Here is a 26,499-nt window from a genome sequence, read left to right on the forward strand (position 1 = left end):
ATTTTTACAAATCCGACCGCTTGTAATCATAAACTAGGCTTTATTACGATCTTGATACGCTTTTGCTGCTGCTACAAAGCCTGCAAATAACGGATGACCATCACGAGGCGTTGAAGTAAATTCTGGGTGGAACTGCGCAGCAATAAACCATGGATGATCTGGCACTTCAATAATTTCCACTAATTTGCGGTCTGCTGATAAACCACTTACTTTTAAGCCTGCTGCTTCAATTTGCGGAAGTAATACGTTATTCACTTCGTAACGATGACGGTGACGTTCAACGATCGTCTCTGCACCATAAACTTCACGTGCTTTTGTACCTTCTACTAAATGACATTGTTGCGCCCCTAAACGCATTGTGCCACCTAAGTCTGAATCATCTGAGCGAGTTTCTACATTACCTGATTCATCTTGCCATTCCGTAATTAAACCAACCACTGGTTGTGGGCAATCTTTATCAAACTCAGATGAGTTTGCTTGAGTTAAACCCGCTACATTACGTGCATATTCGATAAGTGCAATCTGCATCCCTAAACAAATACCTAAATATGGAATTTTGTTCTCACGTGCATATTGCGCGGTGCGGATTTTACCTTCTACCCCTCGGTAACCGAAGCCACCTGGTACTAAGATCGCATCTAAACCTGCTAATAATTCTACACCTTTAGTTTCAATATCTTGTGAGTCAATATATTTGATATTTACCGTTAAACGATTGGTTAAACCTGCGTGTTTTAATGCTTCGTTTACTGATTTATATGCATCTGGTAACTCAACATATTTACCCACCATACCGATAGTCACTTCGCCCGTTGGGTTTGCTTGACGATAAAGCACTTGTTCCCATTCGCTTAAATCTGCTTCTGGGCAATCTAAACGGAAGCGATCGCATACAAAGCTATCTAAGCCCTGTGATTTCAATAATTCAGGAATACGATAGATTGAATCGACATCTTTTAATGAAATTACTGCACGCTCTGGCACGTTACAGAACAACGCAATTTTTTTGCGCTCATTGCTTGGAATGGCACGATCTGAACGGCAAATTAACACATCTGGCTGAATACCAATTGAAAGTAGTTCTTTCACCGAGTGTTGTGTTGGTTTAGTTTTCACTTCACCTGCCGTCGGAATATATGGCACTAAGGTTAAGTGCATAAATAACGTTTTTTCACGACCAACATCCACTGCTAATTGGCGTAATGCTTCTAAAAATGGCAATGACTCAATATCACCAACAGTACCGCCCACTTCAACGATAACTACATCGCGACCTTTACCGCCTTCAATCACACGTTCTTTAATTTCATTGGTGATATGTGGAATAACTTGAATGGTTGCCCCTAAATAATCGCCACGTCGTTCTTTACGTAAAACTTCAGAATAAATTTTACCGCTTGTAAAGTTATTCGCTTTACTCATTTTAGAACGAATAAAACGCTCGTAGTGACCTAAGTCTAAATCGGTTTCTGCACCGTCTTGTGTCACAAACACTTCGCCGTGTTGTGTTGGACTCATTGTACCTGGATCTACGTTAATATAAGGGTCAAGCTTCATAATGGTTACATTTAAACCACGAGCTTCGAGAATTGATGCGAGAGACGCAGCTGCAATACCTTTGCCTAAAGATGAAACAACACCGCCCGTCACGAAAATATAATTCGTTGCCATTTTGTCTGCCTTTGATTATGAGTTAAATAGATAAGAAAATTTGGAATGGATAGTAAAATCAAACTATCAGGACGGGAGCGTAGTATACAGTAAAACGTATTTTTGTGCTATCAGAAAAATCAACAAGCGGTTAAATTTAACAAACTTTTTACAAACTGACAGTGGAAAAAAGTGGTTAAAAAAGACCGCTTGTTTGGTTGTTTTGGCTATTTTACAAAGCTATCAAAGGTTAGCTCATAATTATCGCCATCACGATTATATGAAATATAACGAGGAAATTTTTCGCCCACATATTTTTTCACAGTAATCGTTTTTTGATCGCTAGTTTTAAAGCTATAAGTGATTTCTTGATAGGTTTGCCCTTTCACATTCACTGTTTTTTGCACTTTATTTAGCTTCACATTCGGAGTTGGATACAGTTTTTTACCATTGGTTGTTTGGAAACTAGTTGGTAATTGATCGTAATAACTTAACTGAAATGCAGTAGTAAATAAGTCAAAGGTTGGCATAGTTAATGCCTCTTGCTTTAATGGTTCTTTTGCTTTGCCGTATTTAACGCTGCTTGAGTCAATCTCCGCCACCGCATACGTTTTGCCATTACGGGTATCACGATAACTTAACATATTAAATTGCCCGTTACGCTCTATTCCTTTTGCGGTAAATACAATGTTATATAATGGCACATTAATTTTCGATTGAATCGAATATTGCCCAGCACCATTTTTAAAATGTACATAAGCAGGCATTAAATAGTTTGAGCTATATTTAATATTGAAATCTTCAGCCCAAGCGGTTGAAATTAGTGAAGAAATTGCAAAAAATGACAACGCAATTTTTTTAAACACACTCATTTATTTTTCCTCTAATTTTGTACTTTCGAACAAACGAAGAATGGCATTACTCTCTCGTAATTGTTCTGCTTTTTCTACCTGCATTTTAGTTAAATGTGGTGAGAAATAATTAATAAAATCATACATATAATTACGTAGGAAAGTACCACGTTTAAAGGCGATTTGCGTCATACTTGATTGGAATAAATGGCTTGCATCAATTGCCACCAAATCGCTGTCCGCTGCGGTATATGCCATTGAAGCCATAATACCAACGCCTAAGCCTAATCGAGCGTAGGTTTTGATAACATCCGCATCTGTCGCTGTAAACACAATATGCGGTAAAATTCCGACTTTATTAAATGCATGGTCTAGATCAGACTGACCCGTAAACCCGAAAGTATAAGTGATCAAGTCATATTTACCTAGCTCTTCGACTGTTAAATTCTGGCTTTGGTTCGCAAATTTTGCAAGCGGATGATCTGGCTTCACAATTACTGAACGATTCCATAAATAGCACGGCAATAAAATCGCATCTTCAAATAAATATTGTGCTTCAGTGGTAATCGCAAGATCTACTTCCCCCGCCATCAAGGCATCATAAATTTGGCTTGGAGAGCCTTGATGCAATTGCAAACTCACTTCTGGATATTTAGATTTAAATTTCTCAATAATAGGTGGCAACACATAACGCGCTTGAGTATTTGGCGTTGCGATTCTTAACACACCACGGTTTGGGCGAGTTTGCTCTTCTGCGACCGATTTAATACTTTGCGCTTTAACCAACAATTCGCGTGCGATTGCCACAATTTTTTCACCAGCAGGCGTCAATCCTTTAATATGTTTACCATTACGCTCGAAAATATTAATACCAAGTTCACTTTCTAATAAGCGCACTTGTTTACTGATTCCAGGTTGAGAAGTATAAAGCGTTTCTGCGGCTTCAGTAATATTCAAATTTTGATTAACAATTTCAACGATATAACGTAACTGCTGTAATTTCATTGTTATTTTCCTTTTACGATTTCAATTAATTCGGCAATATCCGAAATTTCATACCTTGAGCGAATGGTCGTTTCATTTTTCGCACCGACATGATTAAACCAGCATGTATCAATGCCAGCATTGTTGCCACCGAGAATATCAGAAGCGAGCGTGTCTCCAACCATTAAAATTTTGGTTTTGTCAGGCTCGTCCATTAAAGCAAAAGCATATTCAAAAACTTGGCGATCAGGCTTTGCTGCGCCAATCTGTTCTGAAACAGCTACAAATTCAAAAAAATGTTGAGTATGAGTGTTAATTAAACGCTGTTGTTGCAATTCTGTAAAGCCATTGGTGATAATCCCCATTTTGACTTTACCATATAGTTGCTCCAACATTGACATAACGCCGTCAAGCGGTTTACTTATTAATGCCATTTCTGCCATTAATTCTTGATTTAATTGCAGTGGTTCAACTCCAGTCTGCGCAGAAAGTTTCGCAAAACGACGTGTTTGAATATCTTGTGCGGTAATTTCATTATTCTGATAAGCCACCCAAAGCGGTTTATTAATGGCTTGAAATTGCTCATAATCCGCAAGGCTAAAATCAATCTGATAACGCGCTAACATCGTTTTTAACCCGTCATAAGAATTAAACGAAAAAAGCGTTTCATCCGCATCAAATAAAATCCAATGGTATTTCATTTATTTATAGCTTCCTTCTATTTCATGTGTAATCCATTCAACAAAATGCTGCACTTTAGCCACTTCTTTCATTTGTGGTGGATAAACTACATAGAAAGCCTTTTCATCATACACATCAGTAACAAAAGGTTCGATCACCGTACCATCTTCAATTTCATCTTGCGCGAGCATTCTATTTGCTACTACTACGCCCTGACGGTGTTTTGCCGCTTGAATCCCCATTGAAGTGGTAGAGAACATCGGCCCAGATTCTGCATCAATATGATTTAAGTTTAAATGCTCTGCCATTTGTTTCCATTTGGTGTGAGAGCAAACATGAATCAAATTCTTACCTTCAAGATCTTCTGGTTTACTTATTGGATTTTCACGCAAATATTCTGGCGAAGCTAAGATCATTATACGAGCTTGTACTAATTCAATAGCCTCAAGATTTTGCCAATTACCCGAACCATAATAAATTGCCACATCAATATCTTTGCCCAATAGCCCTTCATCTTGTGAAGCAGTGGTTAAACGAACTTCAATATCAGGATATTTTTTATGGAATTCGTTTAAACGAGGCACTAACCAGTGCATACCAAAAGACGGTGTCGTGCTAATTGAAAGAATTTGACGACTATTTTTGAGTTTAACTTTTTCAGTTGCTGCTGCAATTTGCTCAAGAAGTGGTTGAATCTCTTCAAAATATTGCGCCCCGATTTCCGTGAGTTCTAACAATCGGTTGCGACGATGGAATAACGATACGCCTAAAAAATCTTCTAATAATTTGATTTGATGGCTAACCGCTGCTTGCGTTACAAATAAATCGTCCGCTGCTTTAGTAAAATTAAGATGACGAGCAGCTGATTCAAACGCTTTTAAAGCATTTAAGGGAGGAAGTTTCTTATTCATAAGTATATAATTGTTGTTCCGTAGATAGCTCATTTCTATCGCATTACTTTTTTTGATAGTTAAAATTAAAATTTTTAGCTTGCCATACTGGTCTAACATCACTATAATGCGCGCCGTACTTAGACGGATAGTGATAGTTAAACAGTAATAACATTCATTTTTACTCATTTAACTATTTCAGATTTTTAAGTATGATGTTGTGTTTGCATATTGGTCTAGGAAACTAGACTAGAGTAACTTAAGTTACTCGTTTCACTTCCTGTATATTTTGAACCCTTTTGGTTTATTAACCGCCCAATTTGGGCGGTTTTTTTTCGTTTTAAGTTCGCGCATTGTAACAGAAAGAATAAATCTCGCTAGTAGATAACGAAAATTTTCATTAAAATTTCTTATCTAATCCCCTAAAAATAAAAAAATATTATCAATACCACCTAAAATCAGATTTCCTCTCAGCCATTTGCTATATAAATACCCCATTTTGTAGTATCCTTTTCAGCAATTTTTATTAACTAAAGAGAAATACCTTGAGTAAACGCAGACTTACCCAAAATCAACAACGTCGAATCAAATCAAATCATCATAAGAAGATCGCAAAGCCTGAATTAGAATGGCAAGATGAAATGCTTGGTGAAGTTCAACAAGGCATTGTGGTTACCCGCCATGCAAAACACGCTGATGTCGAAACTGAACAAGGCGAAGCTTATCGTTGTAACCTCCGCCGTACCTTAAAAAATGTGGTGGTTGGCGATCAGGTTTCTTGGCGTCAAGGTAGTGAACAATTACAAGGCATTAGCGGTGTCATTGAAGCAATTTACCCTCGTAAAAATGAGCTAAGCCGCCCTGATTATTATGATGGTATTAAAGTAATGGCAGCCAATATCGATCAAATTATTATCGTTTCTGCCGTATTACCTACTCTTTCACTAAATATTATCGATCGCTATTTAGTGATTTGCGAAACGGCTAAGATCCCAGCCCTGATCGTATTAAATAAAATTGATTTACTTTCAGAATCAGAACGACAAGCGGTGCAAAAACAATTAGAAATTTACGAAAAGATTGGCTATGAAACGCTCTGTTTGTCTGCTGATACTGGCGAAAATATGGATAAATTAGACCGCTATTTATCACGAGGTACGTCTATTTTTGTAGGACAATCTGGGGTTGGTAAATCAAGTTTAATTAATCAATTATTACCAGAGGTAAATGCCTTAACAGGCGCAGTGAGCGATATTTCAGGACTAGGTCAGCACACGACTACCTCTTCTCGCTTATATCATTTGCCACAAGGTGGCAATTTAATTGATTCACCAGGTATTCGAGAATTTGGTTTATGGCATTTAGAACCTGAACAAATTACGCTTGGTTATCGAGAATTTCAATCTGTATTAGGCACTTGTAAGTTCCGAGATTGTAAACATAAAACTGACCCAGGTTGTGCCGTGCGTGAAGCGGTCGAAAAAGGTGAAATAAATGCAATTCGCTTTGAAAATTATCACCGCTTAATTGAAAGCCGTGATGAAACGAAAAGTCAGCGTCATTTTAGAACAGAAGAATAAGAATCAATAGCAATGAGTACAAATTTCATTTATCCTAATGCCCACTTGATCGCAGGTGTGGATGAAGTAGGCAGAGGCCCATTAGTTGGCGCGGTGGTAACCGCCGCAGTCATTCTCGATCCAAATAATCCAATTGAAGGATTAGCCGATTCTAAAAAATTATCGGAAAAAAAACGCTTGCTTTTAGCGGAGGAAATTAAAGCAAAAGCACTTTGTTGGTCGTTAGGGCGTGCCGAACCAGAAGAAATCGATCAGCTTAATATCTTACACGCAACCATGCTTGCGATGCAGCGTGCTGTTGCGGGGCTAAGTATTCAACCTGATTTTGTATTGGTGGATGGTAATCGTATTCCAAGTTTGCCAATGCCAGCACAAGCGGTCATAAAAGGAGATAGTTTAGTTGCTGAAATCAGTGCTGCCTCTATTTTAGCAAAAGTCGCACGCGATCGTGAGATGGATGAATTAGATAAGCAATATCCTGATTATGGTTTTGCAAAACACAAAGGCTATCCAACTAAACTACATTTTGAAAAACTTGCACAATTTGGGGCAACACCTTTTCACCGAAAGAGTTTCGCCCCAGTGAAAAAAATCTTAGGTTTATAAATGTTAGAACTATTACTCGAACCATTTCAATATAACTATATGCAAAAAGCAATTTTTGTCAGTATGGCTGTTGGCGTGGTTTGTGCCTTTCTTTCCGCCTTTTTAATGCTAAAAGGCTGGTCTTTAATTGGTGATGCGCTTTCGCATGCGGTTGTGCCAGGTGTGGCAATTGCCTATGCATTAAAGCTCCCTTATGCATTCGGCGCATTTTTCTCTGGCATCCTTGCCGCATTTTCAATTTTATGGGTAAAAAGCATTACCCGAATAAAAGAAGATGCTGTGATTGGCTTTATTTTTACCACCTTCTTTGCGCTAGGGATGTTTATCGTTTCGCTCAACCCTACTTCAGTTGATGTAAATGCAATTGTCATGGGTAATATTCTTGGTATTGCTGATGAAGACTTATGGCAGGTGACAATTATCATCGGCTTGTCATTAGTAGGACTAATCTGCTTTTGGAAGGGGTTATTGCTCACTTTTTTTGATGAACATCACGCTTTATCCGTTGGGCTTTCCCCCCTACGTTACAAAATTTTATTTTTTACGCTATTAAGTGCCTGTGTCGTGGTCGCTTTACAAACCGTAGGTGCAATTTTAGTGATTGCTATGGTGGTAACACCTGGGGCAACCGCTTACTTATTAACGGATAAATTTCCTCGTTTGGTGATTATTGCTATCCTAATCGGTAGCCTAAGTAGCGGAATTGGTGCTTATCTTAGCTACTTTTTAAATGGTGCAACGGGTGGTGTTATTGTTTGTTTACAAACATTTATCTTTTTACTTGCTTTCTGTTTTGCACCGAAATACGGCTTAATCAATCAAAAATGTAAGCGCTTGGAGGCTATCAATGAATGAGTTAGCGCTATGGTTTATTGAACCATTTGAGTTTGAATTTATGCAAACTGCGCTTTTTACGGCAGTAATGGTTGCTTCCGTTTGTGCTATTTTATCTTGCTATTTAATCCTAAAAGGCTGGTCATTAATGGGCGATGCGATCTCACATGCCGTGTTGCCTGGTGTGGTTATCTCAAACTTATTAGGCTTACCATTGGCTATTGGCGCCTTTGGTTCAGGGCTATTTTGTGCCGTTTCGGTTGGCTATCTTAAAGAAAACTCTCGCTTAAAAGAAGATACCATTATGGGTATTATGTTTGCAGGCTTATTTGCGCTCGGTATTGTGCTATTTACCGCATTACCTACCGATCAACATCTTACTCATTTGCTATTTGGTAATTTACTCGGTGTTACGCAAGCTGAACTGACGCAAACTATACTCATTTGTGTAATCACTTTTAGCATCATGATTTTCAAGCGTAAAGATTTTTTACTTTACTGCTTTGATGGTAGCCATGCCAAAGTTATTGGTTTGCCTGTAAAATGGCTACATTATGGTCTGCTTTCGCTATTGGCTCTTACCATTATCAGCGCCATGCAAGTGGTTGGGGTAATTTTAGTAGTTGCGATGTTAATCGCACCTGGGATCACCGCTTATCAATTGTCTAATCGCTTTGATTATATGTTGCTGATTGCGATGACGATTGCAATTAGCTCTTCTGTATTCGGTACTATTGCGAGCTATCATATTGATGCTGCAACAGGCCCTACGATTATTTTAATTCAATCGACCATTTTTATTTTGGCACTATGTTTTAGCCACCTAAAACGCCACAAGCGGTCAAATTTTTGAGTAAATTTGCAAAATTGCCAAAAACAATAGAGAATTATTGCTTAAAACCTATATTAAGAGGAATCTAATCATGGAAAAACATTACGAAGAAACCATTTTCAGCAAGATTATTCGCAAAGAAATTCCTGCAGCAATCGTTTATCAAGATGAATTAGTTACCGCATTTCGAGATATTTCTCCACAAGCGCCTACTCATATTTTAATTGTGCCGAATAAATTAATTCCGACTGTAAATCATGTACAAGCAGAAGATGAATTAGCATTAGGTCGCTTATTCACTGTAGCGGCAAAAATTGCTAAAGAAGAAGGTATTGCCGAAGACGGCTATCGCTTAATTATGAACTGTAATGTGCATGGCGGTCAGGAAGTCTTCCACATTCATATGCACTTAGTCGGTGGCGAACCATTAGGCAAAATGCTCAGTAATAAATAATATGAAACAGCTTAAATCTTATTGGTTATTTGCAATTTTTTCGTTTTTTTTGACCGCTTGTGGTAGTAACCCGCAAAGCTATATCAAAGGAAAATCGGAGCCTATTGTAAATATTGAAGCACAAATCGCGCCACAAATTGAAACCAATGTAACAGGTGAAAGTATCACTGTGCGCAACCTTACAGATCATCCGCTTAATTTAAGCTATAAATTATTTTGGTATGATAAACAAGGGGTTACGCAAGAAATTGCCGAGCAAGCGTGGCTTAACTTATGGCTAAATAGCAAGCAATCTCAAACATTCAAGCTACAGAGACCAACTGATGAAGCACACAACTACCGCATCTATTTGCGTGGTAGCCGATGAATGCGTTAGATTGGCTGACAAGTCAGCAACAAGCGGTCGTTTTTTGCCAAGATTTAGCAGGTTTAACCGCTTGTAGCCAACAAATTCAGCTCGCCTCTGGCGAGCGTTTTGTTTTACGCCAGCAAAATGAGCGAGCTTCTCGCTTTGCAATTAATTATGCTCAAGAAGCACAAATACTAAGTTATTTAGCTTCTCTCTCTTTTACCCCCAAAGTTTATTATCAGACTGAAAACTCCTGCTTATTGCGTTGGATCGACGGCGATATTCCAAGCACTTTTGATGCAACATTACTCAATAAACTCGCTCAATCCCTTGCGCAATTGCATCTTTTTCCAATAAATAAATCACTACCTACCTTGGATATTGCGAAACGTTGTCAATTTTTGTGGCAACAGCTCACTACTACACAGCAAGCTAAATTGCATTTTTATCCGCCATTTCAGGACATTCAGCCCTTTCATCAAGCGATTTGTCACCACGATTTGCATTTAGGTAATTTTGTCGTAAAAAATAACCGCTTGTTTTTGATTGATTGGGAATATTCTGCCGTATCGGATCCTGCACTAGAAATTGCAATGTTATTTAGTGCTAATAGCAAAGCACTTAATTCACAACAACAGGCGGAATTTCTCCACTACTATCTGCAAGCAACTAAATTTAATGAAGTGCAATTTAAACAAAAAATGGCAGAATATCATCCTGCCATTCATCGGTTAAATCAGTTATGGTTTGCGATTCTCGAACCAGAAACGCTATTTTAGAAAGGGATTGTGCAGTTTTTCACGACCAATTGTGGTATGCGGACCATGCCCTGCAACCACAATAAAATCATCATCTAAATCAAACATTTTGGTACGAATAGTATTTAATAGTACCTCTAAATTGCCCATATAAAGATCGGTACGCCCAATACTATCTTTAAATAACACATCACCACTAAATGCAATTTTATTTTCAAAATCAAAGAAACCGATATGACCTGGCGCATGACCAGGCAAATGACGCACATTAAAACGCAATGTTCCCACTTCAATAATATCGTTTTCATTTAACCAATGATCTGGTAAAAAAGCCTGCACAGGCGGAATACCAAACATTTCACACATTTGTGGAAGTTGCTCAAATAACGGCTTATCATCAATATGAGAACCAAAAACTTCCACACCGAAATGATCTCTTACTTTTTCCACCGCCATAATATGATCTAAATGACCGTGAGTAAGCAACAATTTCTGAACATTTAGTTGCTGTGATTCAACAAATTGAATGATTTTATCTGCATCATCACCCGCATCAATAATTGCGGCATTTTTATTATCATCCCAAATAACACTACAATTTTGCTGAAACGCACTTACAGGGATAATTTGTAAATTAAACATAAAATTTGACCGCTTACCTAACCACGCCAGCTACGCACTGGACCTGTATCTACATGCACAAAATTACTACGAGGATAATAACCTACACCACCATTATGCAAACTTTCCGCTGCCATTTTTACTTTTGAAAGTGGAACGCCCGATACTTTAAAATCGACCGCTTGTCCACGAATATGATAGCTGTTACTTGCTACACCACGACTATGACGACGCATTCTTGCATTTGTTTGAGCAGAACGGTAACCACTTAACACTAAAATTTCCGCATTGCGGAAACCTAAACGTTGCTGAATTTGATTAAGTTTAACAAACAACATCGGGTCAATTCGCTTAACTTGATTAGTATGGCGATCTCGCATGAGATAGTTTAATTGGCTTAAATCCGTTGTTGATAAATGACCATTCGCAAATTTTGCTGAATAAGTATCACCAGTATTTATATTACGAAAGCGTAACGCCAATGGAGAAGGCGTTGAAAGTGCCGCCATAACTTTGCTTGGCAACAAACTTGCCCCTAAAACAAGACCGCCGAGTGATAACCATTTACGGCGTTGAACATTAATTTGATTCATTGAAATTCTTCCTCATTATTACGAGTAATGATTGATAGTAGATGACTCATTCCGAATAATTTACTATCAGCCATAAATAAAGGCTTATTACTCATAAGCCTTTATGGCTAACTCTAAAAAATAAAGTTCCGAGAAGCAAGCCTTACCGCTCGGAAATTTCTATTTTTGTGCATTAGATCACACTTCTTACTTTATTCCAGTTCACAGAATTTTTCGGAATTGCTTTATCAAATTTATAAATATCAGGTAGCGTATAAACTTTTCCATTTTCTACCCATGCTGTTACATAATATAAATAAACTGGATTGTCCGATTGAATATTAGCCGAAGTCGTTTTTTGACTTGCTAATACTTTTTGCTTTCTGTCCATACTCCAACCCGCTTCTTTTAATAAGATGCTTGCTAATTCGTCTGAACGTTCAACTCGCACACAGCCTGAGCTTAATGCACGGTTGTTTTTGCCAAATAAGCCTCTGTTTGGTGTGTCGTGTAAATAAATCGCATCCGAACTTGGCATATTGAATTTAAAACGACCTAATGCACTATCATCACCTGCTTTTTGGCGAATACGGTAAGGAATATTTTTGCTATTTACATATTGTGCCCAATTTACGCTACGTGGATTAATTTTATTACCACTACCGTCAAAAACCTCATAACCTGCAGCATCCGCAAATCCTGGATTTTTAGCTAATTTTGGCACGACATCTTTCGCTAAAATTGTTGGTGGAATGTTCCAAGGTGGGTTAACCACAACGTTACTTAATTTACTGTACATCACAGGAGTACGGCGATCATCACGTCCAACAATCACTTTAGATTGCAATGTTAACTGACCATCACGGAAGTAAAATAATTGATAGCTAGGAATATTTACAAAAATACCATTATTAAAGTTTGGAATAATACGTAAACGTTGTGCATTTAATGCCAATTTATAGAATGTGTCATTGCCTGTTGCAGCTGTTTCTGATTCAGCAGCACCTTTCGCTTTTTTGTCTTTTACCGCTTTTCGCGCTGAGCCTGTTGCCGACATAGATAACACACGTTGTGCAGTCTCTTGGTAAATATGATTACGAGGTACTAAATTCGCCACAAATTGGCCAGCCGTACCATTTTGAACAGCATTCACCCATTGGTTAATTAATTCTGCACTTGGTGCTTTTGGAGTATAACTTCCTAAGTTATATAACCATTGGTTCGCATTTTTAAATACGTTCTTGTTATAGTACAGATAGTCTAAGAAACTGTCTGTCAATAACATATCACGTGCAGGCCCTTCAGGCTGATTCAGTATTTGTTGCAATGCTTTCGCTGATTTAGCTGATACGCCACTTGTGGCTAATAGCGCATATTCTTTAATAAATTGCTTTTCTGCCGCTTTATCATTCCACATATTGGCAAAGTTATTATCTAAATAAACTTTAGCCGTGGTTTTGCGAAGTAATAGCGTATTAGCGCCAACCGTTTGCTGTAATTTAGTTTCTGCTTCTGCTAATTTTCTAGCTTCTTCTTGACGAATTTGTTCTTGTTCAAACACATAATCTGCTCGTTTTGCTAATTCCGCAGCACGCGCTTGCTGAGCAGCAAAACTTAATTGGGGCAAAATTGCATCCTGCGTAACCTGAGAAGCAACGGCAACATTAGACTGAGCCACAGGTTGTGTAACCTGAGCCGTTTCAGCCACCGCTATGCCAGAGAACATAAACACTGGCAACAATTTAAAGGTTTTCACCTTATTCATACTAAATCCTTAGAACCGAGATTGTAAAATTTCATAAAAATCAGACCGCTTAACTCTCGTTAAGCGGTAGTTGATTTATTAATTATAATTGATTTTATGATGACTTACCAATTTCTAACCAATCGACCATCATTTTCTCAGCTTCTTTCAAGAAGAAATCAGGCGCTTCATAATCTTTTGGTAACGCATCAATATCTTTTAATGCTTTTTTACCCTCACGCGCAAAACGCGCATTTAGATCTTTCAAACGCTTAGCTTCATCAGCTTTATTTTCTTTCTGACGTTCAGCTAAATTAAGTGAAGTAAATTTGCGAGCGTCTCTTTCTTTACGAATCGCAATATCTTCATTTAATGTGACAAATTCTGGATCTTTAGCAATACGCTCTTCATGCTTAGCCGCTAAAGTCGACACAGCATCGCGTGCATGACCTGCTACTTGATAGGTCGCAGCAGGGATCTTATCCCAAGGCAATGCATTATCTTCAAAGCTTTCACCTGTTTTTTCCGCATTAATGATTTCAGGGAATTTAATATCCGCCTCAACCCCTTTTAATTGGGTACTTCCACCATCAATACGATAAAATTTTTGAATAGTATATTGAATGAAACCTAGTGGATCCTGATCCAAGTCATACACAAAATTCAGTGAACGGCTTTGTTGCACGGTACCTTTACCAAAAGTTTGTTGCCCAACAATAATCGCACGATTGTAATCTTGCATTGCGGCTGCAAAAATTTCTGAAGCAGAAGCACTGTGACGGTTAATCATCACCATAATTTTGCCATCATAAAGTGATTTATCCGCTTCTGGGTCTTCATGCACTTTAATACGGTTAAACGCATCACGTACCTGAACAACAGGGCCTTCTTTAATAAATAAACCTGTTAATTCAACTACTTCGGTTAATGAGCCACCACCATTCTCACGTAAATCAATAATTAAACCATCTGCTTTTTTGGTTTTCATCTCATCTAATAATTTACGTACATCATTGGTTAGTCCAATGTAGAATGTTGAAATTTTAATGACCGCTACATTTTTACCATTTACTTTTTCAATCGTTAATTTTGCGGCGCTATCTTCTAAGCGAACTTTATCGCGTGTTAAAGTAATAATTTTCGTTTTACCGCCTTTTTCTGGCTCAATTTCTAAACGAACTTTACTGCCTTTTTTACCTTTAATTTTGTCTACAACGTCATCTAAACGCCAGCCAACAACATCTTCGATTTCGCCTTTTTCTTGACCAACCCCCACAATTTTATCGCCCACTGTAATTTTCTTGCTACGTGCAGCTGGTGCACCTGGCACAAGTGATTTAATCGTGGTGACATCGTCTTCCATGGCAAGAGTTGCACCAATACCTTCTAATGAAAGGTTCATGCTTTCTTGGAAAGCTTTAGCTGCACGAGGCGATAAATAGCTTGTATGAGGATCAATCTCACGTGCAAAAGCATTTAAATACGTTTGTAAAATATCATCTGATTTTACTTGGGTTAAACGCTTAATCGCTAAGTTATAACGCTTAGTTAAAGTTTTTTTAATTTCAGACCATTTTTTATCTTTTAGATATAAACTGATCACATCATTTTTTACACGCTGTTCCCATAACGTATTCGCTTCTTCGGTACTTGTTGGGAATGGCGCTTTATCTCGCTCATTTTCAATTTTATCTGTGCCTTTTAAATCAGGTTCTTTATCTAAAAGTCCTAGAGCATATTTATAGCGTTCGTAACGACGCTTAGTCATAAGATCATAGATTTCAAACGCCGAATCTAATTTTCCTTCATACAGTTCTTCATCTAGCTTGCTGGCATACTTAGCACGCATAGCGTCAATATCAGATTGCAAAAAAGTATTATGTGCACCATCTAACCAATCAATGTAGCGGTTAAAAATCTTATTCGCAAATTCATCATCTAATTTAAATTTATGATAATGCGATTGCGTTAAACGTGCGGTAACACGTTTTGTAGAAAGACTATGTTGCTCTGTTGGTTTAGGGGTCACTAATGCACTTTCCTTAATCTGTGGTTCAACCGCAAATGCTGTACTAATCATTGAACCTAAACAAAGTGCAACCAGTCGGCTTAACTTATTAATTTTCATAAAAATCCTAATTCATTATGAGATATGCTCAAGTAAATAGGATAAGTTATGTTTTACCATCACTTATCCCTATAACTTAAAGACCTGAATTATTTATTGCCTTTACTAAATTTATTCGTGAGTGCTGCAAGACTCTCTGCAGTCGCTTTCGCTGAAACATCCTTAGCAATGCGAGGCGCTTTTTTCACACGAATATCAACACGCTTTTTCGACTTATCTTCACGTGCTTTTTTCTTAAAGAACTCTTTACGTTGTTCTTTTTTCTGTTCTGCTTTGCGGGTAGCATAAGCTTCTTTGGCAACAGCTAATGATTGTGCTGCGTGCGTTGCTTGTGCTTCATCAACAACTCCCGCCTCTTCACCTTGTAAGCCAACACGTTGTACATTTACTTTACAAGCAGCTAAATAACGCCAGCTCATCGTATAAGTGCGTAATGCTTGGCGTAATAACGTTTTACTTACTTTTTCATCATCCGCTAACGCTTCAGCTAAATCTTGGAAAAGACCAACTTTTAATGGCTTAGCATCTCCTTCAATACTAAAACAAAGTGGGAATTTATCTGCTAAATATGCGATGACTTCTTTCACACTTGGATTCGTTTTGTTGCCATTTTGTGTTTTTACTTGTTGTTCTGACATAATGTTTTCTCTGTTAAATTTAAGTCTAGATAAATATATAGCTTTTAGAGCTATTGATTGGGAGCTCAATTCGTTACTATATTTTATTTAGGTGGGCTAGTCTATATAAAATCCAGATCTTTCAGCTATGAGCTTCGGGTTTACCACCCTTTGTTTATTATTTAGTCAGCAACTAATTTTCACGCAAAGCTCAAACAAAAATCAATTAAAAATATAGACTTTTGCTTAGACACAAATATTCTTTCAGGTTTCATAAATAATAAAAAAACATTTGCTTTAATGATTAATTAGTGTTCTAATCGACTCGCTCTCGTAGCGTTATTAGTTCGATTCTTTCTTGTTGTTTTCCTTTCTATAAATCTTTTGATTTTCCGAGAGTTCTTCACCGATAAATCTCTAATCTCCAAATAACGTGTAGCAATTCTTTTTATTTAATTTTTATAAGGAAAATCCTATGTCTAAAGCAACAGGTATCGTTAAATGGTTCAATTCAACTAAAGGTTTTGGTTTTATTACTCCAGACCAAGGTGGTAAAGATATTTTTGTTCACTTCTCAGGTATCGTGGGTTCAAACTTCCGTACTTTAGAAGAAGATGCAAAAGTTGAATTTGAAGTACAAGATTCAGAACGTGGCCCATCAGCGGTAAACGTAAAAGCACTTTAATTTTAAGTGCTTAAATAATACTAAAAGCCAGCAGTTGCTGGCTTTTTTATTATGCTTCGCTAGGCTCATATTGTAACGGATACAAATCTAATTTCTCCATTAACAAGCGGTCAGAATCTTCTTCTGGATTGCAAGTTGTTAATAATTTTTCACCATAAAAAATCGAATTGGCTCCCGCCATAAAACAGAGTGTTTGCATTGCTTCTGGCATTGCAGTTCTTCCTGCGGATAAGCGAACATAGCTTTTTGGCATAGTGATTCTCGCTACTGCTATCGTTCTAACAAATTCAGTCCAATCTAAATCTTCGGCGTTTTCTAATGGAGTACCTTCCACTTTAATTAATTGATTGATTGGCACACTTTCTGGCTGAGGATCCAAGTTTGCCAAACTGGCTATTAAACCAGCCCGTTCTGGGCGAGTTTCATTCATGCCCACAATACCGCCACAACACACTTTTAGCCCTGCATGGCGTACTTTTCCAAGCGTATCCATACGATCGTCATGATTACGGGTATGTACAATTTTGTTATAACGTTCAGGGTCGGTATCTAAATTGTGATTGTAATAATCCAGACCTGCTTGTTTTAAATCTTCCGCCATGCCCTCTTCAAGCAAGCCAAAAGTTCCACAAGTTTCTAATCCTAGCGCCTTTACCGCACCAATAATATTTGAAACCACTTTAATATCTTTCGGTTTTGGTCCACGCCAAGCTGCCCCCATACAAAAACGGCTTGCCCCTCTCGCTTTCGCTATTTTTGCTTTCTCAACAATTTGTTCCACATCCATCATCATTTGCTTTTCAAGCCCTGTGTCATAGCGCGCTGATTGAGGACAATATTCGCATTCTTCTGGGCAACCTCCCGTTTTTATTGAAAGTAAGGTTGAAAGTTGAATCGCTTGCGGATCAAAATTTTCTCTATGCACCTGCGCCGCTTTGAAAACTAATTCCATAAAAGGCATTGCAAATAGCTCTTCCACTTGGCATTTACGCCAATATTGTGCTGTTGGATGAGGAGTTAATTCACTTTTTGCTTTAAGACGTAAATTATAGGTTGTCATCAATTTCTCCTTTTAATACGTAAAAAGCGGTCAAATTCCCTGTATTTTTTGCAAATTTTAAGGAAAATTTGACCGCTTACCTAAATCATAACCCTAATTATTTCGCTGATTTTTTGGTTTTCGACACTTTTTTAGCTTTTGCTTCTGCTTTATTTTCATCTTCAGCCATCGTTTTTACACAAAGATGAAGAATCTGTTCTACACCGTGATGAATATATTCATCACTGCGTATGGTATTTTTTTGAATATCAAGCATCGCATCGTGGATACCTTGGCTCATACTTGGCGTTTGTACCAAATTCCAGCATTCTGGATCAAGATGATTAAAATTGCCTTGTAAGTCTGCCGCATAAAGCACACCACTGTAATAAGCGTAAATATTGTGATCCATCATGCGATTTAAAATTATCGCTCTAATCTGCTCTACTGGCATTTTCACTTTTTTGTTATACCAGTCGTCCACACCATTCATAAATGAATTAATGTCATAACTCTCATTTACTCGATCTGCGTAAGTTTGTGCTGTTGCACCATAAGCAATCGCATAAGATTTCTGATCTATTTCAGATTCACTTAAACGAGTCCAGCCACTTTTTGTAGAACAAGCAGCCAATACAGCCAAGGTAAAACCAACCAACATTGTTTTGATTACATTTTTCATATCGCACTCCTTATCGCTTTATAAAAATTATTATCTATTTTAACGAATAAATGGCAAAATTACCTAAATTTTTTTAAGAGGTAATCATGAAACAGTATTTAGATTTATGTCATCGTATCGTAAATGAAGGAAAATGGGTAGAGAATGAGCGAACTGGTAAGCGTTGTTTAACTGTGATCAACGCCGATCTTACTTATGATGTTGCTAAGGGCGAATTTCCATTGGTGACAACTCGCAGAAGCTTCTGGAAGGCAGCGATTGCTGAATTGCTCGGCTATATCCGTGGTTACGATAATGCGGCTGATTTCCGTAATCTAGGTACAAAATCATGGGATGCAAATGCGAACCAAAATGCTGCATGGCTTGCAAACCCTCATCGTAAAGGCGAAGACGATATGGGATTAGTGTATGGTGCGGTTGGGCGTAACTTTCCAAAACCTGATGGTGGTTCAATTGATTTGCTTCGTCAAATTGTCGATGATTTGAAAAAAGGAGTGGATAATCGCGGTGAAATTTATACTTTTTATCACCCAGGTGTATTCCATATGGGCTGTTTACGTCCGTGCTTATATAGCCACCATTTTTCGCTGTTAGATGGCACACTTTATTTAAATAGTACACAACGCTCTGCTGATGTGCCACTTGGACTCAATTGGAATATGATTCAATGTTATACCTTCCTTGCATTAATGGCACAAATTACAGGACACAAAGCAGGACAAGCTTTCCATAAAATCGTTAATGCACATATCTATGAAGACCAGTTAGCCTTAATGCGTGATGTACAGCTCACACGAGAGCCACTAACGGCACCAAAACTTTGGATTAACCCTGAGATTAAATCATTAGAAGATTTAGAAACATGGGTAACGCTTGATGATTTCAAAGTAGAAGGCTACGAATATCACCCAAGTATTCAATACCCATTTGCGGTTTAACCGAAAACAAAAAGCCTAGATAAAAATCTAGGCTTTTTTAGAAATCTGAAAAAGAATTATTTTACTAAATCTTTTAATGCTTTACCTGCAACGAACGCTGGAACTTTAGCTGCTGCGATTTTAATCTCTTCACCAGTACGTGGGTTACGACCAGTACGTGCATTACGCTCATTTACTTTAAAAGTACCGAAGCCGATTAATTGAACTGCATCACCTTTTTTGAGGCTTTCAGAGATTGCTTCTAAAGTTGCTTCTAATGCTGCTTTAGCGTCTTTCTTGCTTAACTCTGCACCTGCTGCGATTGCATCGATTAACTCAGTTTTGTTCATAATTGTATCCTCTAAGATTTTATTTAGATAAATGGCGTTAACCCGCCTGAAACTTGTTGCATAACGCCCCGCTAGCTTAATTCAAACTTAGATATTCTCAAAGTGAATAATGCATCATTCTGCGGGGAAGTTGATTTATTGATTAAATTTTAACCCGATATTACTAATTCCGCTAGTACGAATCTCATTTTTTAACTCAAGAATTAGCTCAATATCACGTTCTTCACATTCATTAAGCAAACGATAAACTTGCCATTGCACATCCAGTTCATCTTGAATTTCTTCTGAGTTTTTGAGCTCTTGCTCACTTAATTCACGGTCGTATTGAGTTTCTAAATAGCTTGCCACTGTCCCTAAAGAAATTTGGCTGATACGAATCGCTTGTTCTAACGTTGCCCCTGCGATTAAGCTATGTAGTAATTCCGAGAGAGCCTCACACGCTTCTTGTGCGGGTAAGACACCAAAAAAATCATAATCGTTCACATCAGGAATGATTTCTTCTAATTTTTCGAGCTGGTTATCAAAATTAATTTTGGCACCTTTTACGGTTAAAAACTCCCAAACTAAATTGAGAATATTTTGGAATACCTTTACTTTTTCTGGCTGTTTTGTTACTTCACAAAACAGTTGATAATTTGGATACATTCTTTCACAAAGGCACGCCATAAAAGTTAAATGTTGCCAAGACTCAAAACGCTCCATGCGTTTATGGATAGGATTTCTCATATTTTCCTCTTTTATCCTATTCAGATAATTTGATTGTATTTTGACTAACAAGCGCTCAAACCTGCCTCATTTTTTGCCAATTTCTGCATAAATTTAACCGCTTGTTATAAACAAAAATCGAGTAAAATTATTTATGATATTGTTTTGAATATTCGTGAATCGCATCCACAAACACTTTCGGGTTTTGTTCTGGCACATCTTGATGAATGCCATGTCCGAGATTGAATACATGTCCAGAACCTTCACCAAAGCCTGCTAAAATTTGTTTTACTTCTTGTTCAATACGTTCTGGTTGAGCATATAACACACTTGGATCCATATTGCCTTGAAGCGCCACTTTATGTCCTACACGACGACGCGCATCGGCAATATCAATCGTCCAATCTAAGCCAACTGCATCACAACCTGTATCCGCAATCGCTTCTAACCATAAGCCACCGCCTTTGGTAAATAGAGTAACAGGCACTTTTCTGCCTTCGTTTTCACGAATTAAGCCATCTACAATTTTATGCATATAGTGTAGCGAGAAGGCTTTATATTCATTGTGTGCTAATACCCCCCCCCAAGTGTCAAAAACCATTACCGCCTGTGCGCCCGCTTTGATTTGAGCGTTAAGATATAAAATCACGCTCTCGGCTAATTTATCTAACAAAGCGTGTAGAATTTGTGGATCGGCATACATCATTTTTTTGATTTTGGTAAATGCCTTGCTTGAACCGCCTTCTACCATATAAGTAGCAAGTGTCCATGGGCTGCCAGAAAAACCAATTAACGGCACTTCGCCTTTTAATTCACGACGAATAGTACGCACCGCATTCATTACATATTGTAATTCACCTTCAGGATCAGGAATTGGAAGGTGTTCTACTTGCGCTTTATTTTCAATCGGACGCGCAAATTTAGGACCTTCACCCGCACCAAAACTTAGCCCCAATCCCATTGCATCTGGAATGGTTAAAATATCAGAGAAAAGAATTGCTGCATCTAATTCATAACGACGTAATGGCTGTAAAGTTACTTCGCAAGCTAATTCTGCATTACGGCACAACGACATAAAATCGCCTGCTTGCGCACGAGTGGCTTTGTATTCAGGTAGGTAACGCCCTGCTTGGCGCATCATCCATACGGGAGTCATATCCACAGGTTCGCGTAATAATGCTTTTAAATAGCGATCATTTTTTAATTGGCTCATAGTATTCCTTGTCCATCTATTTCAGATAAATAAGCGGTAAAATTTTAATGAAAACTTGCAAAGTTCCACTAAAAAATGACCGCTTGTATCGGGTTAGTGAAGTTGAGGTTGCTCAGCGTTCTTTACATTTAATGCAAAATGGCTGTGCAAGAAAAGTGTTAGCACTCGCAAGTACTCTACCACTTCTTCGCCTGCTTCCAGTAATTCATTGTTATCATCGTCTTCATTGTAACCTAATTTAGAAATTTCTTCTAAATCATCTAATGCCTCACCAATTTCATCCGTTTCACGGCTTAATTTTGGCTGCGCTAAGCCTAAACCAAGTAAAAATTGGCTTGTCCAGTCTGCAATAGCATCTGCTAAAGCGAAACCATCTTCGTTATTCGGAGTCCAAAGCGAGAATAATGTATTAGCTTCATCAAAACTTTCGGTTAATTGTTGATAAAACTCGCTGAGTGTAGCTAAAGGCGCTTGCGAGAAAGCATGACCATCATTTAAAAATTGGTAAGTAAGCGTTTTCCAAGATTCATCTTGCACGCCACCCGCAATTAATCCGCTTAGAAAACCATGTACTTCTGCGGCTGTTTCGCCAATTTGTAATTGGGCAATTAGTTGATTAAATTCGTTTGATTGTGTAATAGCCATAGTGTCTTATTTGTGATTCTGTTAAAGAATGGCATAATAGCAAAAAATTCATCTTACTTGTGAGGATTTCACGACTATGTCGGCAAATTATATTGAAGTTCAAATTTTTGGGCAGGTACTTCGCTTACATTGCCCACCCGAGCAACAAGAACACTTACTCGCTTCAGCGCAACGTTTAGAAGAACGAGTAGCGGTTTTAAAAGATCAATCTGGTATTATCCAGCTTGAAAAAGTGTTAGCTATCGTTGCACTTAATCTCAACTACGAACTTGAGCAAGAAAAGCAAAAAAATGCAAACAATAAAGCAGTGCTTGAGTCTTGCATTCAACAGCTCGATAGTTCGTTGAATAAATTGCTGACTAACGCCTCCGTTGCCATTAATCAGTAGAATGTTTAAAAGCTGATCATTTGCGAATTTTTCTCAATTCAACACTAGGAAAATTTCGCAATTTCCGTTAGTATAATACTTGCCTGAGGTGTACGTTGTGAGTTACGTCCCTGAGCCGATAATTTAAAACTTTGAGTTGGACATCTAGCTGCTGGTGAGCAAGCTTACTCTAAGTAAGAAGCCTAAAGGCAATTAAGTTCGACTCCCTTGAACCTTCTGGTTCAAGGACCATCACACACAACGGCACTTCGGGTTCTTTTCTTTCTATGTTTGGTATATCTATATGCAAACTAGCCAATCTTGGCGAGAAGCTCGCCAAACCATTCGCAATCAAATGAAAGCCAAACGGCTTGCATTAACCACACAACAACAAACCAGTGCCGCTTTAGATATTATCCCCCAAGCACTTGCTTTAATTGAACACTATCAAGCTTCTCATCTTGCTTTCTATTTGCCATTCAAAGCAGAAATTTCACCGCTTCCACTCATAAAACAACTCCTTACACAAGGAAAATCTATTTATCTGCCCGTGTTACACCCCTTTAGCGCAGGTAATTTACTGTTTGTGCAATATCAGCCTAACTCGGTTTTGCAATCGCATTCATTCGGTATGCTACAACCTCAATTAGATATTCGGCAGGTTAAGCCGCTTGATGAATTAGAAATGATCTTCACCCCACTACTCGCTTGCGACAAACAACTAAATCGCTTAGGCTATGGCGGTGGTTTTTACGATCGAACCTTGGCACAAACATCAGCGATAAACGTGGGATTAGCCTACGATTGCCAGCTGATTGAACAATTGCCAACCGAAGATTGGGATATGCCACTCGATCATCTGATATTAGGAGACACAGCATGACAGAAAAAGAATCATCGGGAAGCCAAACCTTAGTGAGAGGATTAAAATTACTTGAACTGCTTTCCCAATACCCAAATGGCTGCCCTTTAGCGCAACTTTCTGAGCTAGCGCAATTAAATAAAAGTACCGTACATCGCTTATTACAAAGTTTGCAACAAGAAGGATTTGTTCGCCCTGCTCCTACCACAGGTAGCTATCGCCTAAGCACCAAATGCCTCACTATTGGTCAGCGTGCTTTGAGTTCACTCAATATTTTACATATTGCAGCCCCTCATCTTGAAGCCCTTAACCTACAGCTGGGTGAAACGGTTAATTTTGCAATGCGAGAAGGCAATCATGCTATTTTGATCTATAAATTAGAACCGACCACTGGCATGATGAAAACCCGTGCTTATATCGGACAACGATTACAACTTTATTGCTCTGGTATGGGTAAATTATTCCTCGCATACGATAAACCTGAATATATTCCACAATATTGGCAAGCCAAACAGGATATTATTCGCCAGCTAACAGCTAATACGATCACCACCATTCCTGCAATGGAAAGCGAATTAACCAAAATCCGCCAACAACAATTTGCGATGGACGATGAAGAAAACGAATTAGGCGTATCTTGCATTGCTTGTCCAATTTTCGATCACAAAAATCATGTGATCTATGCCGTTTCAATTTCACTTTCTACGGCCCGCTTAAAGCAATTAGGATTTGATCTATTACACACAGCGATTCAAACTACAGCGGCTAAAATTTCAGAAGAATTAGGCTGGCAAGCTAAATAAGCGGTCAGCTCTTCGTCAGATTTTGCAAAAAGCCTACGAAGATCTGATTTTATATTCAGGTATTTTTTCTATCCACAACCTCTGTGGATAACTTTGTGGATTTCTTTTTGAAAAATATGCCAAACCTAGATAAAACCTAGCATTTTTCACATTCATTTAAAATTGAGCACAAAATAACATTTCCTTTTAAATCAATTAGTTACATTTTGGCTAGTGCTTTTATCAAAAAATTTTAAAATTTTTTCTTGTAAATTTACTTGACAAGCTAGGCCTGTGTACAACTAATTATCTTACGCTAAAAAACTAGCCAAAAAGCATACTAAACTCGTTAAAAAAACGATTATTTTTTGATAAAAATGTAAAAATTTTGTTGCAAACGTTTGCGAATTAGTTATAGTCGAGTGATATAGATTATCAACAAACAATCACAATTTTATTTATCTTGATACACACCGCATAGAAATGCGTAAAATAGCGATAAAAATTCATTTTGCCGATCTTTTTTGCTATAATTCGCCCTTTTTTGTGCTAATGAAAACATAGAAAGAATAAGAGGAATAGCTATGTTTGGATTTGATCCTACCACAACCACATTCCTGATTTATATCATCGGAATGATCTTAATCGGCTTTATCGCCTATCGTGTTACTAACAACCTTTCAGACTACATTTTAGGTGGACGTCGTTTAGGTAGCTTTGTTACCGCATTATCGGCAGGGGCATCGGATATGTCAGCTTGGTTGCTGATGGGCTTACCAGGTGCTATTTATGCAGGCGGTTTAATTGAAGTCTGGTTAGCTGTTGGTTTAACCATCGGTGCATATTTAAACTGGAAGCTTGTCGCAGGTCGCTTACGTTCTCACACAGAACACAGTGGCGACGCACTTACCTTACCCGAATACTTTCACAATCGCTTTGGTGATAAAACCAAATTAATCAAAATCCTTTCGGCAATTATTTTTCTACTCTTCTTCGCCGTTTACTGTGCTTCAGGTGTAGTCGCTGGTGCTCGAGTTTTTGAGAACCTATTTGGCGTACCTTATGCTAATGCAATTTGGTATGGTGCTGTGGCAACTATTCTTTATACCTTTATTGGTGGTTTCTTAGCGGTAAGTTGGACTGATACCATTCAAGCTTCGTTAATGTTATTTGCATTGATTCTCACCCCTGTATTTGTTGTATTAAACGTAGGTGGAATCGAAGCTATGCAAGAAAGCATCACACTTGCAGAAATTGCAGCAAATAAAAACTACAACGATATGTTTACTGGCACAACGATATTAGGCGTACTCAGCTTATTAGCATGGGGATTAGGTTATTTTGGTCAGCCACATATTGTGGTACGTTTTATGGCGGCAGAAAGTGTCAAATCACTGGAAAATGCTCGCCGTATCAGTATGACTTGGATGGTAATTTGCCTTGTTGGTGCAATTGGTATTGGCTACTTTGGTATGGCATATTTCTTTAAATTCCCAGAAAATGCTCAAGTCGTAAACCAAAACAATGAACAGATTTTTATTGAATTAGCCAAACTGTTGTTTAACCCTTGGATTGCAGGCATTTTACTCTCAGCGATTTTAGCAGCGGTAATGAGTACTCTTTCTGCGCAACTTTTAATTTGTTCAAGTGCCATCACCGAAGACTTATATAAAGGAATCTTACGTCCATCAGCAACTGACAAAGAATTAGTTTGGCTTGGCCGTATGATGGTACTTGCTGTCGCTGCACTTGCCATCTATATCGCACAAGATCCAAATAGCCAAGTATTTGCGCTGGTAAAAGACGCTTGGGCAGGCTTTGGCTCAGCATTCGGCCCTGTGGTGTTATTATCTCTTTTCTGGAAACGCATGAACGGCTTTGGTGCTATTACAGGCATGCTTACAGGTGCATTAGTTGTGTATTTCTGGAAAGACATCACCACAGCGCTTTCACTCCCAGAAATGTATTCAATGATTCCTGGCTTTATGAGTGCAATGTGCGCGATTGTGATTGTGTCTCTGCTCACTCCCGCACCAAATAAAGAAATTATCGAAACCTTCGACAAAGCGAATAAATCTTACTTAGAAGAAGTGAAATAAAC

Annotated in this window: 29 protein-coding genes and 1 other RNA gene; 14 read left to right on the forward strand and 16 right to left on the reverse strand. The window is 38.1% G+C overall.

What is annotated here, in order from left to right; all coding sequences use genetic code 11:
* Window positions 1-33: 33 nt before the first annotated feature.
* The 5 genes from pyrG to F8M47_RS11255 all read right to left on the reverse strand — a co-directional run bounded on the left by pyrG (window position 34) and on the right by F8M47_RS11255 (window position 5,077).
* A complete protein-coding gene (pyrG, locus tag F8M47_RS11235; protein WP_150540168.1) occupies window positions 34-1,671 on the reverse strand; it encodes a glutamine hydrolyzing CTP synthase in 1,638 nt (545 codons plus the stop codon).
* A gap of 206 nt (window positions 1,672-1,877) precedes the next feature.
* A complete protein-coding gene (locus F8M47_RS11240) occupies window positions 1,878-2,522 on the reverse strand; it encodes a hypothetical protein (RefSeq protein WP_150540169.1) in 645 nt (214 codons plus the stop codon).
* On the reverse strand, window positions 2,523-3,506 hold the full coding sequence (gene cysB / locus F8M47_RS11245; protein ID WP_150540170.1) for an HTH-type transcriptional regulator CysB: 984 nt from the start codon (window positions 3,504-3,506) through the stop codon (window positions 2,523-2,525).
* 2 nt (window positions 3,507-3,508) lie between these two features.
* A complete protein-coding gene (yjjG, locus tag F8M47_RS11250; RefSeq protein WP_150540171.1) occupies window positions 3,509-4,186 on the reverse strand; it encodes a pyrimidine 5'-nucleotidase in 678 nt (225 codons plus the stop codon).
* Window positions 4,187-5,077 (reverse strand): transcriptional regulator GcvA, encoded by an 891-nt coding sequence (locus F8M47_RS11255; RefSeq protein ID WP_150540172.1) that lies wholly within the window; start codon window positions 5,075-5,077, stop codon window positions 4,187-4,189.
* 524 nt (window positions 5,078-5,601) lie between these two features.
* On the opposite strand from F8M47_RS11255, the gene rsgA reads away from it, so the two are divergent.
* The 7 genes from rsgA (at window position 5,602) to F8M47_RS11290 (ending at window position 10,490) form a co-directional block, all read left to right on the forward strand.
* Complete coding sequence (rsgA, locus tag F8M47_RS11260; protein ID WP_150540173.1) at window positions 5,602-6,636, forward strand: small ribosomal subunit biogenesis GTPase RsgA; 1,035 nt, start codon at window positions 5,602-5,604, stop codon at window positions 6,634-6,636.
* Window positions 6,637-6,648: 12 nt separating this feature from the next.
* Window positions 6,649-7,242 carry a ribonuclease HII gene (gene rnhB, locus F8M47_RS11265; protein WP_150540174.1) on the forward strand — a complete coding sequence of 198 codons (594 nt, stop codon included), beginning with the start codon at window positions 6,649-6,651 and terminating at the stop codon, window positions 7,240-7,242.
* Window positions 7,243-8,097 (forward strand): metal ABC transporter permease, encoded by an 855-nt coding sequence (locus tag F8M47_RS11270; protein WP_150540175.1) that lies wholly within the window; start codon window positions 7,243-7,245, stop codon window positions 8,095-8,097.
* The gene (locus F8M47_RS11275; protein ID WP_150540176.1) at window positions 8,090-8,929 is read left to right on the forward strand and encodes a metal ABC transporter permease; all 840 of its coding nucleotides are present in this window, start codon (window positions 8,090-8,092) and stop codon (window positions 8,927-8,929) included. The genes F8M47_RS11270 and F8M47_RS11275 overlap by 8 nt, the downstream gene beginning before the upstream one ends.
* Window positions 8,930-8,999: 70 nt before the next feature.
* Window positions 9,000-9,362, forward strand: coding sequence for a purine nucleoside phosphoramidase (gene hinT, locus F8M47_RS11280; RefSeq protein ID WP_150540177.1), 363 nt, complete (start codon window positions 9,000-9,002; stop codon window positions 9,360-9,362).
* A gap of 1 nt (window position 9,363) precedes the next feature.
* Window positions 9,364-9,729, forward strand: a complete 366-nt coding sequence (locus F8M47_RS11285; RefSeq protein ID WP_150540178.1) for a YcfL family putative periplasmic lipoprotein — start codon at window positions 9,364-9,366, stop codon at window positions 9,727-9,729.
* Window positions 9,726-10,490 carry a choline/ethanolamine kinase family protein gene (locus F8M47_RS11290; RefSeq protein WP_150540179.1) on the forward strand — a complete coding sequence of 255 codons (765 nt, stop codon included), beginning with the start codon at window positions 9,726-9,728 and terminating at the stop codon, window positions 10,488-10,490. Before F8M47_RS11285 ends, F8M47_RS11290 begins: the two co-directional genes overlap by 4 nt.
* Here the strand turns inward: F8M47_RS11290 and F8M47_RS11295 are convergent.
* From F8M47_RS11295 to proQ, 5 genes are all read right to left on the reverse strand, one after another.
* Complete coding sequence (locus F8M47_RS11295; RefSeq protein ID WP_150540180.1) at window positions 10,482-11,111, reverse strand: MBL fold metallo-hydrolase; 630 nt, start codon at window positions 11,109-11,111, stop codon at window positions 10,482-10,484. The two genes, F8M47_RS11290 and F8M47_RS11295, sit on opposite strands and share 9 nt — an antisense overlap.
* Before the next feature lie 17 nt (window positions 11,112-11,128).
* Entirely contained in the window at window positions 11,129-11,683 is a 555-nt protein-coding gene (gene mepK, locus F8M47_RS11300) for a peptidoglycan L,D-endopeptidase MepK (protein WP_150540181.1), read from the reverse strand.
* Window positions 11,684-11,855: 172 nt separating this feature from the next.
* On the reverse strand, window positions 11,856-13,427 hold the full coding sequence (locus F8M47_RS11305) for a L,D-transpeptidase family protein (protein WP_150540182.1): 1,572 nt from the start codon (window positions 13,425-13,427) through the stop codon (window positions 11,856-11,858).
* Window positions 13,428-13,521: 94 nt separating this feature from the next.
* Entirely contained in the window at window positions 13,522-15,534 is a 2,013-nt protein-coding gene (gene prc / locus F8M47_RS11310; RefSeq protein WP_150540183.1) for a carboxy terminal-processing peptidase, read from the reverse strand.
* Between the two features lie 89 nt (window positions 15,535-15,623).
* Window positions 15,624-16,172 carry an RNA chaperone ProQ gene (gene proQ, locus F8M47_RS11315; protein ID WP_150540184.1) on the reverse strand — a complete coding sequence of 183 codons (549 nt, stop codon included), beginning with the start codon at window positions 16,170-16,172 and terminating at the stop codon, window positions 15,624-15,626.
* Between the two features lie 454 nt (window positions 16,173-16,626).
* On the opposite strand from proQ, the gene cspE reads away from it, so the two are divergent.
* Window positions 16,627-16,836 (forward strand): transcription antiterminator/RNA stability regulator CspE, encoded by a 210-nt coding sequence (gene cspE / locus F8M47_RS11320; RefSeq protein WP_150540185.1) that lies wholly within the window; start codon window positions 16,627-16,629, stop codon window positions 16,834-16,836.
* Window positions 16,837-16,885: 49 nt separating this feature from the next.
* Here cspE and bioB read toward each other — a convergent pair whose 3' ends face one another.
* Both bioB and F8M47_RS11330 read right to left on the reverse strand, forming a co-directional pair.
* Entirely contained in the window at window positions 16,886-17,896 is a 1,011-nt protein-coding gene (bioB, locus tag F8M47_RS11325; protein WP_150540186.1) for a biotin synthase BioB, read from the reverse strand.
* Between the two features lie 97 nt (window positions 17,897-17,993).
* Entirely contained in the window at window positions 17,994-18,557 is a 564-nt protein-coding gene (locus F8M47_RS11330) for a hypothetical protein (protein ID WP_150540187.1), read from the reverse strand.
* Between the two features lie 86 nt (window positions 18,558-18,643).
* Between F8M47_RS11330 and F8M47_RS11335 the strand changes: the two genes are divergently transcribed.
* The gene (locus tag F8M47_RS11335; protein WP_150540188.1) at window positions 18,644-19,495 is read left to right on the forward strand and encodes a thymidylate synthase; all 852 of its coding nucleotides are present in this window, start codon (window positions 18,644-18,646) and stop codon (window positions 19,493-19,495) included.
* Between the two features lie 56 nt (window positions 19,496-19,551).
* Here the strand turns inward: F8M47_RS11335 and F8M47_RS11340 are convergent, their stop codons facing one another.
* The 4 genes from F8M47_RS11340 to F8M47_RS11355 form a co-directional block, all read right to left on the reverse strand.
* Window positions 19,552-19,842 carry an HU family DNA-binding protein gene (locus tag F8M47_RS11340; protein WP_256867193.1) on the reverse strand — a complete coding sequence of 97 codons (291 nt, stop codon included), beginning with the start codon at window positions 19,840-19,842 and terminating at the stop codon, window positions 19,552-19,554.
* A 117-nt stretch (window positions 19,843-19,959) separates the two neighbouring features.
* The gene (locus F8M47_RS11345; RefSeq protein WP_150540189.1) at window positions 19,960-20,550 is read right to left on the reverse strand and encodes a YjaG family protein; all 591 of its coding nucleotides are present in this window, start codon (window positions 20,548-20,550) and stop codon (window positions 19,960-19,962) included.
* A gap of 127 nt (window positions 20,551-20,677) precedes the next feature.
* Window positions 20,678-21,742: a uroporphyrinogen decarboxylase gene (hemE, locus tag F8M47_RS11350; RefSeq protein ID WP_150540190.1), complete on the reverse strand. Its 1,065-nt coding sequence runs from the start codon at window positions 21,740-21,742 to the stop codon at window positions 20,678-20,680.
* A gap of 93 nt (window positions 21,743-21,835) precedes the next feature.
* The gene (locus F8M47_RS11355; protein WP_150540191.1) at window positions 21,836-22,387 is read right to left on the reverse strand and encodes a UPF0149 family protein; all 552 of its coding nucleotides are present in this window, start codon (window positions 22,385-22,387) and stop codon (window positions 21,836-21,838) included.
* Between the two features lie 76 nt (window positions 22,388-22,463).
* Between F8M47_RS11355 and F8M47_RS11360 the strand changes: the two genes are divergently transcribed.
* The 5 genes from F8M47_RS11360 (at window position 22,464) to putP (ending at window position 26,497) form a co-directional block, all read left to right on the forward strand.
* A complete protein-coding gene (locus tag F8M47_RS11360) occupies window positions 22,464-22,775 on the forward strand; it encodes a cell division protein ZapA (protein ID WP_150540192.1) in 312 nt (103 codons plus the stop codon).
* A gap of 77 nt (window positions 22,776-22,852) precedes the next feature.
* Window positions 22,853-23,034: non-coding RNA, 6S RNA (gene ssrS, locus F8M47_RS11365), on the forward strand.
* 24 nt (window positions 23,035-23,058) lie between these two features.
* Entirely contained in the window at window positions 23,059-23,637 is a 579-nt protein-coding gene (locus F8M47_RS11370; RefSeq protein WP_150540193.1) for a 5-formyltetrahydrofolate cyclo-ligase, read from the forward strand.
* On the forward strand, window positions 23,634-24,419 hold the full coding sequence (locus F8M47_RS11375) for an IclR family transcriptional regulator (RefSeq protein ID WP_150540194.1): 786 nt from the start codon (window positions 23,634-23,636) through the stop codon (window positions 24,417-24,419). Before F8M47_RS11370 ends, F8M47_RS11375 begins: the two co-directional genes overlap by 4 nt.
* Before the next feature lie 563 nt (window positions 24,420-24,982).
* The gene (gene putP, locus F8M47_RS11380; protein ID WP_150540195.1) at window positions 24,983-26,497 is read left to right on the forward strand and encodes a sodium/proline symporter PutP; all 1,515 of its coding nucleotides are present in this window, start codon (window positions 24,983-24,985) and stop codon (window positions 26,495-26,497) included.
* Window positions 26,498-26,499: the final 2 nt, after the last annotated feature.

The organism is Actinobacillus vicugnae, from assembly GCF_901687125.1.
In the GTDB taxonomy this organism is placed as follows: domain Bacteria; phylum Pseudomonadota; class Gammaproteobacteria; order Enterobacterales; family Pasteurellaceae; genus Actinobacillus; species Actinobacillus vicugnae.

Excerpts from the sequence above, each read along its gene's own strand:
- F8M47_RS11295 (WP_150540180.1), bottom strand. The coding sequence starts at position 11,111 with ATGTTTAATTTACAAATTATCCCTGTAAGTGCGTTTCAGCAAAATTGT.
- F8M47_RS11285 (WP_150540178.1), top strand. The coding sequence starts at position 9,364 with ATGAAACAGCTTAAATCTTATTGGTTATTTGCAATTTTTTCGTTTTTT.
- hinT (WP_150540177.1), top strand. The coding sequence starts at position 9,000 with ATGGAAAAACATTACGAAGAAACCATTTTCAGCAAGATTATTCGCAAA.
- cysB (WP_150540170.1), bottom strand. The coding sequence starts at position 3,506 with ATGAAATTACAGCAGTTACGTTATATCGTTGAAATTGTTAATCAAAAT.
- F8M47_RS11275 (WP_150540176.1), top strand. The coding sequence starts at position 8,090 with ATGAATGAGTTAGCGCTATGGTTTATTGAACCATTTGAGTTTGAATTT.
- F8M47_RS11355 (WP_150540191.1), bottom strand. The coding sequence starts at position 22,387 with ATGGCTATTACACAATCAAACGAATTTAATCAACTAATTGCCCAATTA.
- rnhB (WP_150540174.1), top strand. The coding sequence starts at position 6,649 with ATGAGTACAAATTTCATTTATCCTAATGCCCACTTGATCGCAGGTGTG.
- yjjG (WP_150540171.1), bottom strand. The coding sequence starts at position 4,186 with ATGAAATACCATTGGATTTTATTTGATGCGGATGAAACGCTTTTTTCG.
- mepK (WP_150540181.1), bottom strand. The coding sequence starts at position 11,683 with ATGAATCAAATTAATGTTCAACGCCGTAAATGGTTATCACTCGGCGGT.
- F8M47_RS11255 (WP_150540172.1), bottom strand. The coding sequence starts at position 5,077 with ATGAATAAGAAACTTCCTCCCTTAAATGCTTTAAAAGCGTTTGAATCA.
- F8M47_RS11330 (WP_150540187.1), bottom strand. The coding sequence starts at position 18,557 with ATGAAAAATGTAATCAAAACAATGTTGGTTGGTTTTACCTTGGCTGTA.
- cspE (WP_150540185.1), top strand. The coding sequence starts at position 16,627 with ATGTCTAAAGCAACAGGTATCGTTAAATGGTTCAATTCAACTAAAGGT.
- F8M47_RS11305 (WP_150540182.1), bottom strand. The coding sequence starts at position 13,427 with ATGAATAAGGTGAAAACCTTTAAATTGTTGCCAGTGTTTATGTTCTCT.
- F8M47_RS11370 (WP_150540193.1), top strand. The coding sequence starts at position 23,059 with ATGCAAACTAGCCAATCTTGGCGAGAAGCTCGCCAAACCATTCGCAAT.
- bioB (WP_150540186.1), bottom strand. The coding sequence starts at position 17,896 with ATGACAACCTATAATTTACGTCTTAAAGCAAAAAGTGAATTAACTCCT.
- F8M47_RS11290 (WP_150540179.1), top strand. The coding sequence starts at position 9,726 with ATGAATGCGTTAGATTGGCTGACAAGTCAGCAACAAGCGGTCGTTTTT.
- prc (WP_150540183.1), bottom strand. The coding sequence starts at position 15,534 with ATGAAAATTAATAAGTTAAGCCGACTGGTTGCACTTTGTTTAGGTTCA.
- F8M47_RS11240 (WP_150540169.1), bottom strand. The coding sequence starts at position 2,522 with ATGAGTGTGTTTAAAAAAATTGCGTTGTCATTTTTTGCAATTTCTTCA.
- F8M47_RS11375 (WP_150540194.1), top strand. The coding sequence starts at position 23,634 with ATGACAGAAAAAGAATCATCGGGAAGCCAAACCTTAGTGAGAGGATTA.
- F8M47_RS11345 (WP_150540189.1), bottom strand. The coding sequence starts at position 20,550 with ATGAGAAATCCTATCCATAAACGCATGGAGCGTTTTGAGTCTTGGCAA.
- F8M47_RS11335 (WP_150540188.1), top strand. The coding sequence starts at position 18,644 with ATGAAACAGTATTTAGATTTATGTCATCGTATCGTAAATGAAGGAAAA.
- proQ (WP_150540184.1), bottom strand. The coding sequence starts at position 16,172 with ATGTCAGAACAACAAGTAAAAACACAAAATGGCAACAAAACGAATCCA.
- F8M47_RS11360 (WP_150540192.1), top strand. The coding sequence starts at position 22,464 with ATGTCGGCAAATTATATTGAAGTTCAAATTTTTGGGCAGGTACTTCGC.
- pyrG (WP_150540168.1), bottom strand. The coding sequence starts at position 1,671 with ATGGCAACGAATTATATTTTCGTGACGGGCGGTGTTGTTTCATCTTTA.
- F8M47_RS11270 (WP_150540175.1), top strand. The coding sequence starts at position 7,243 with ATGTTAGAACTATTACTCGAACCATTTCAATATAACTATATGCAAAAA.
- hemE (WP_150540190.1), bottom strand. The coding sequence starts at position 21,742 with ATGAGCCAATTAAAAAATGATCGCTATTTAAAAGCATTATTACGCGAA.
- putP (WP_150540195.1), top strand. The coding sequence starts at position 24,983 with ATGTTTGGATTTGATCCTACCACAACCACATTCCTGATTTATATCATC.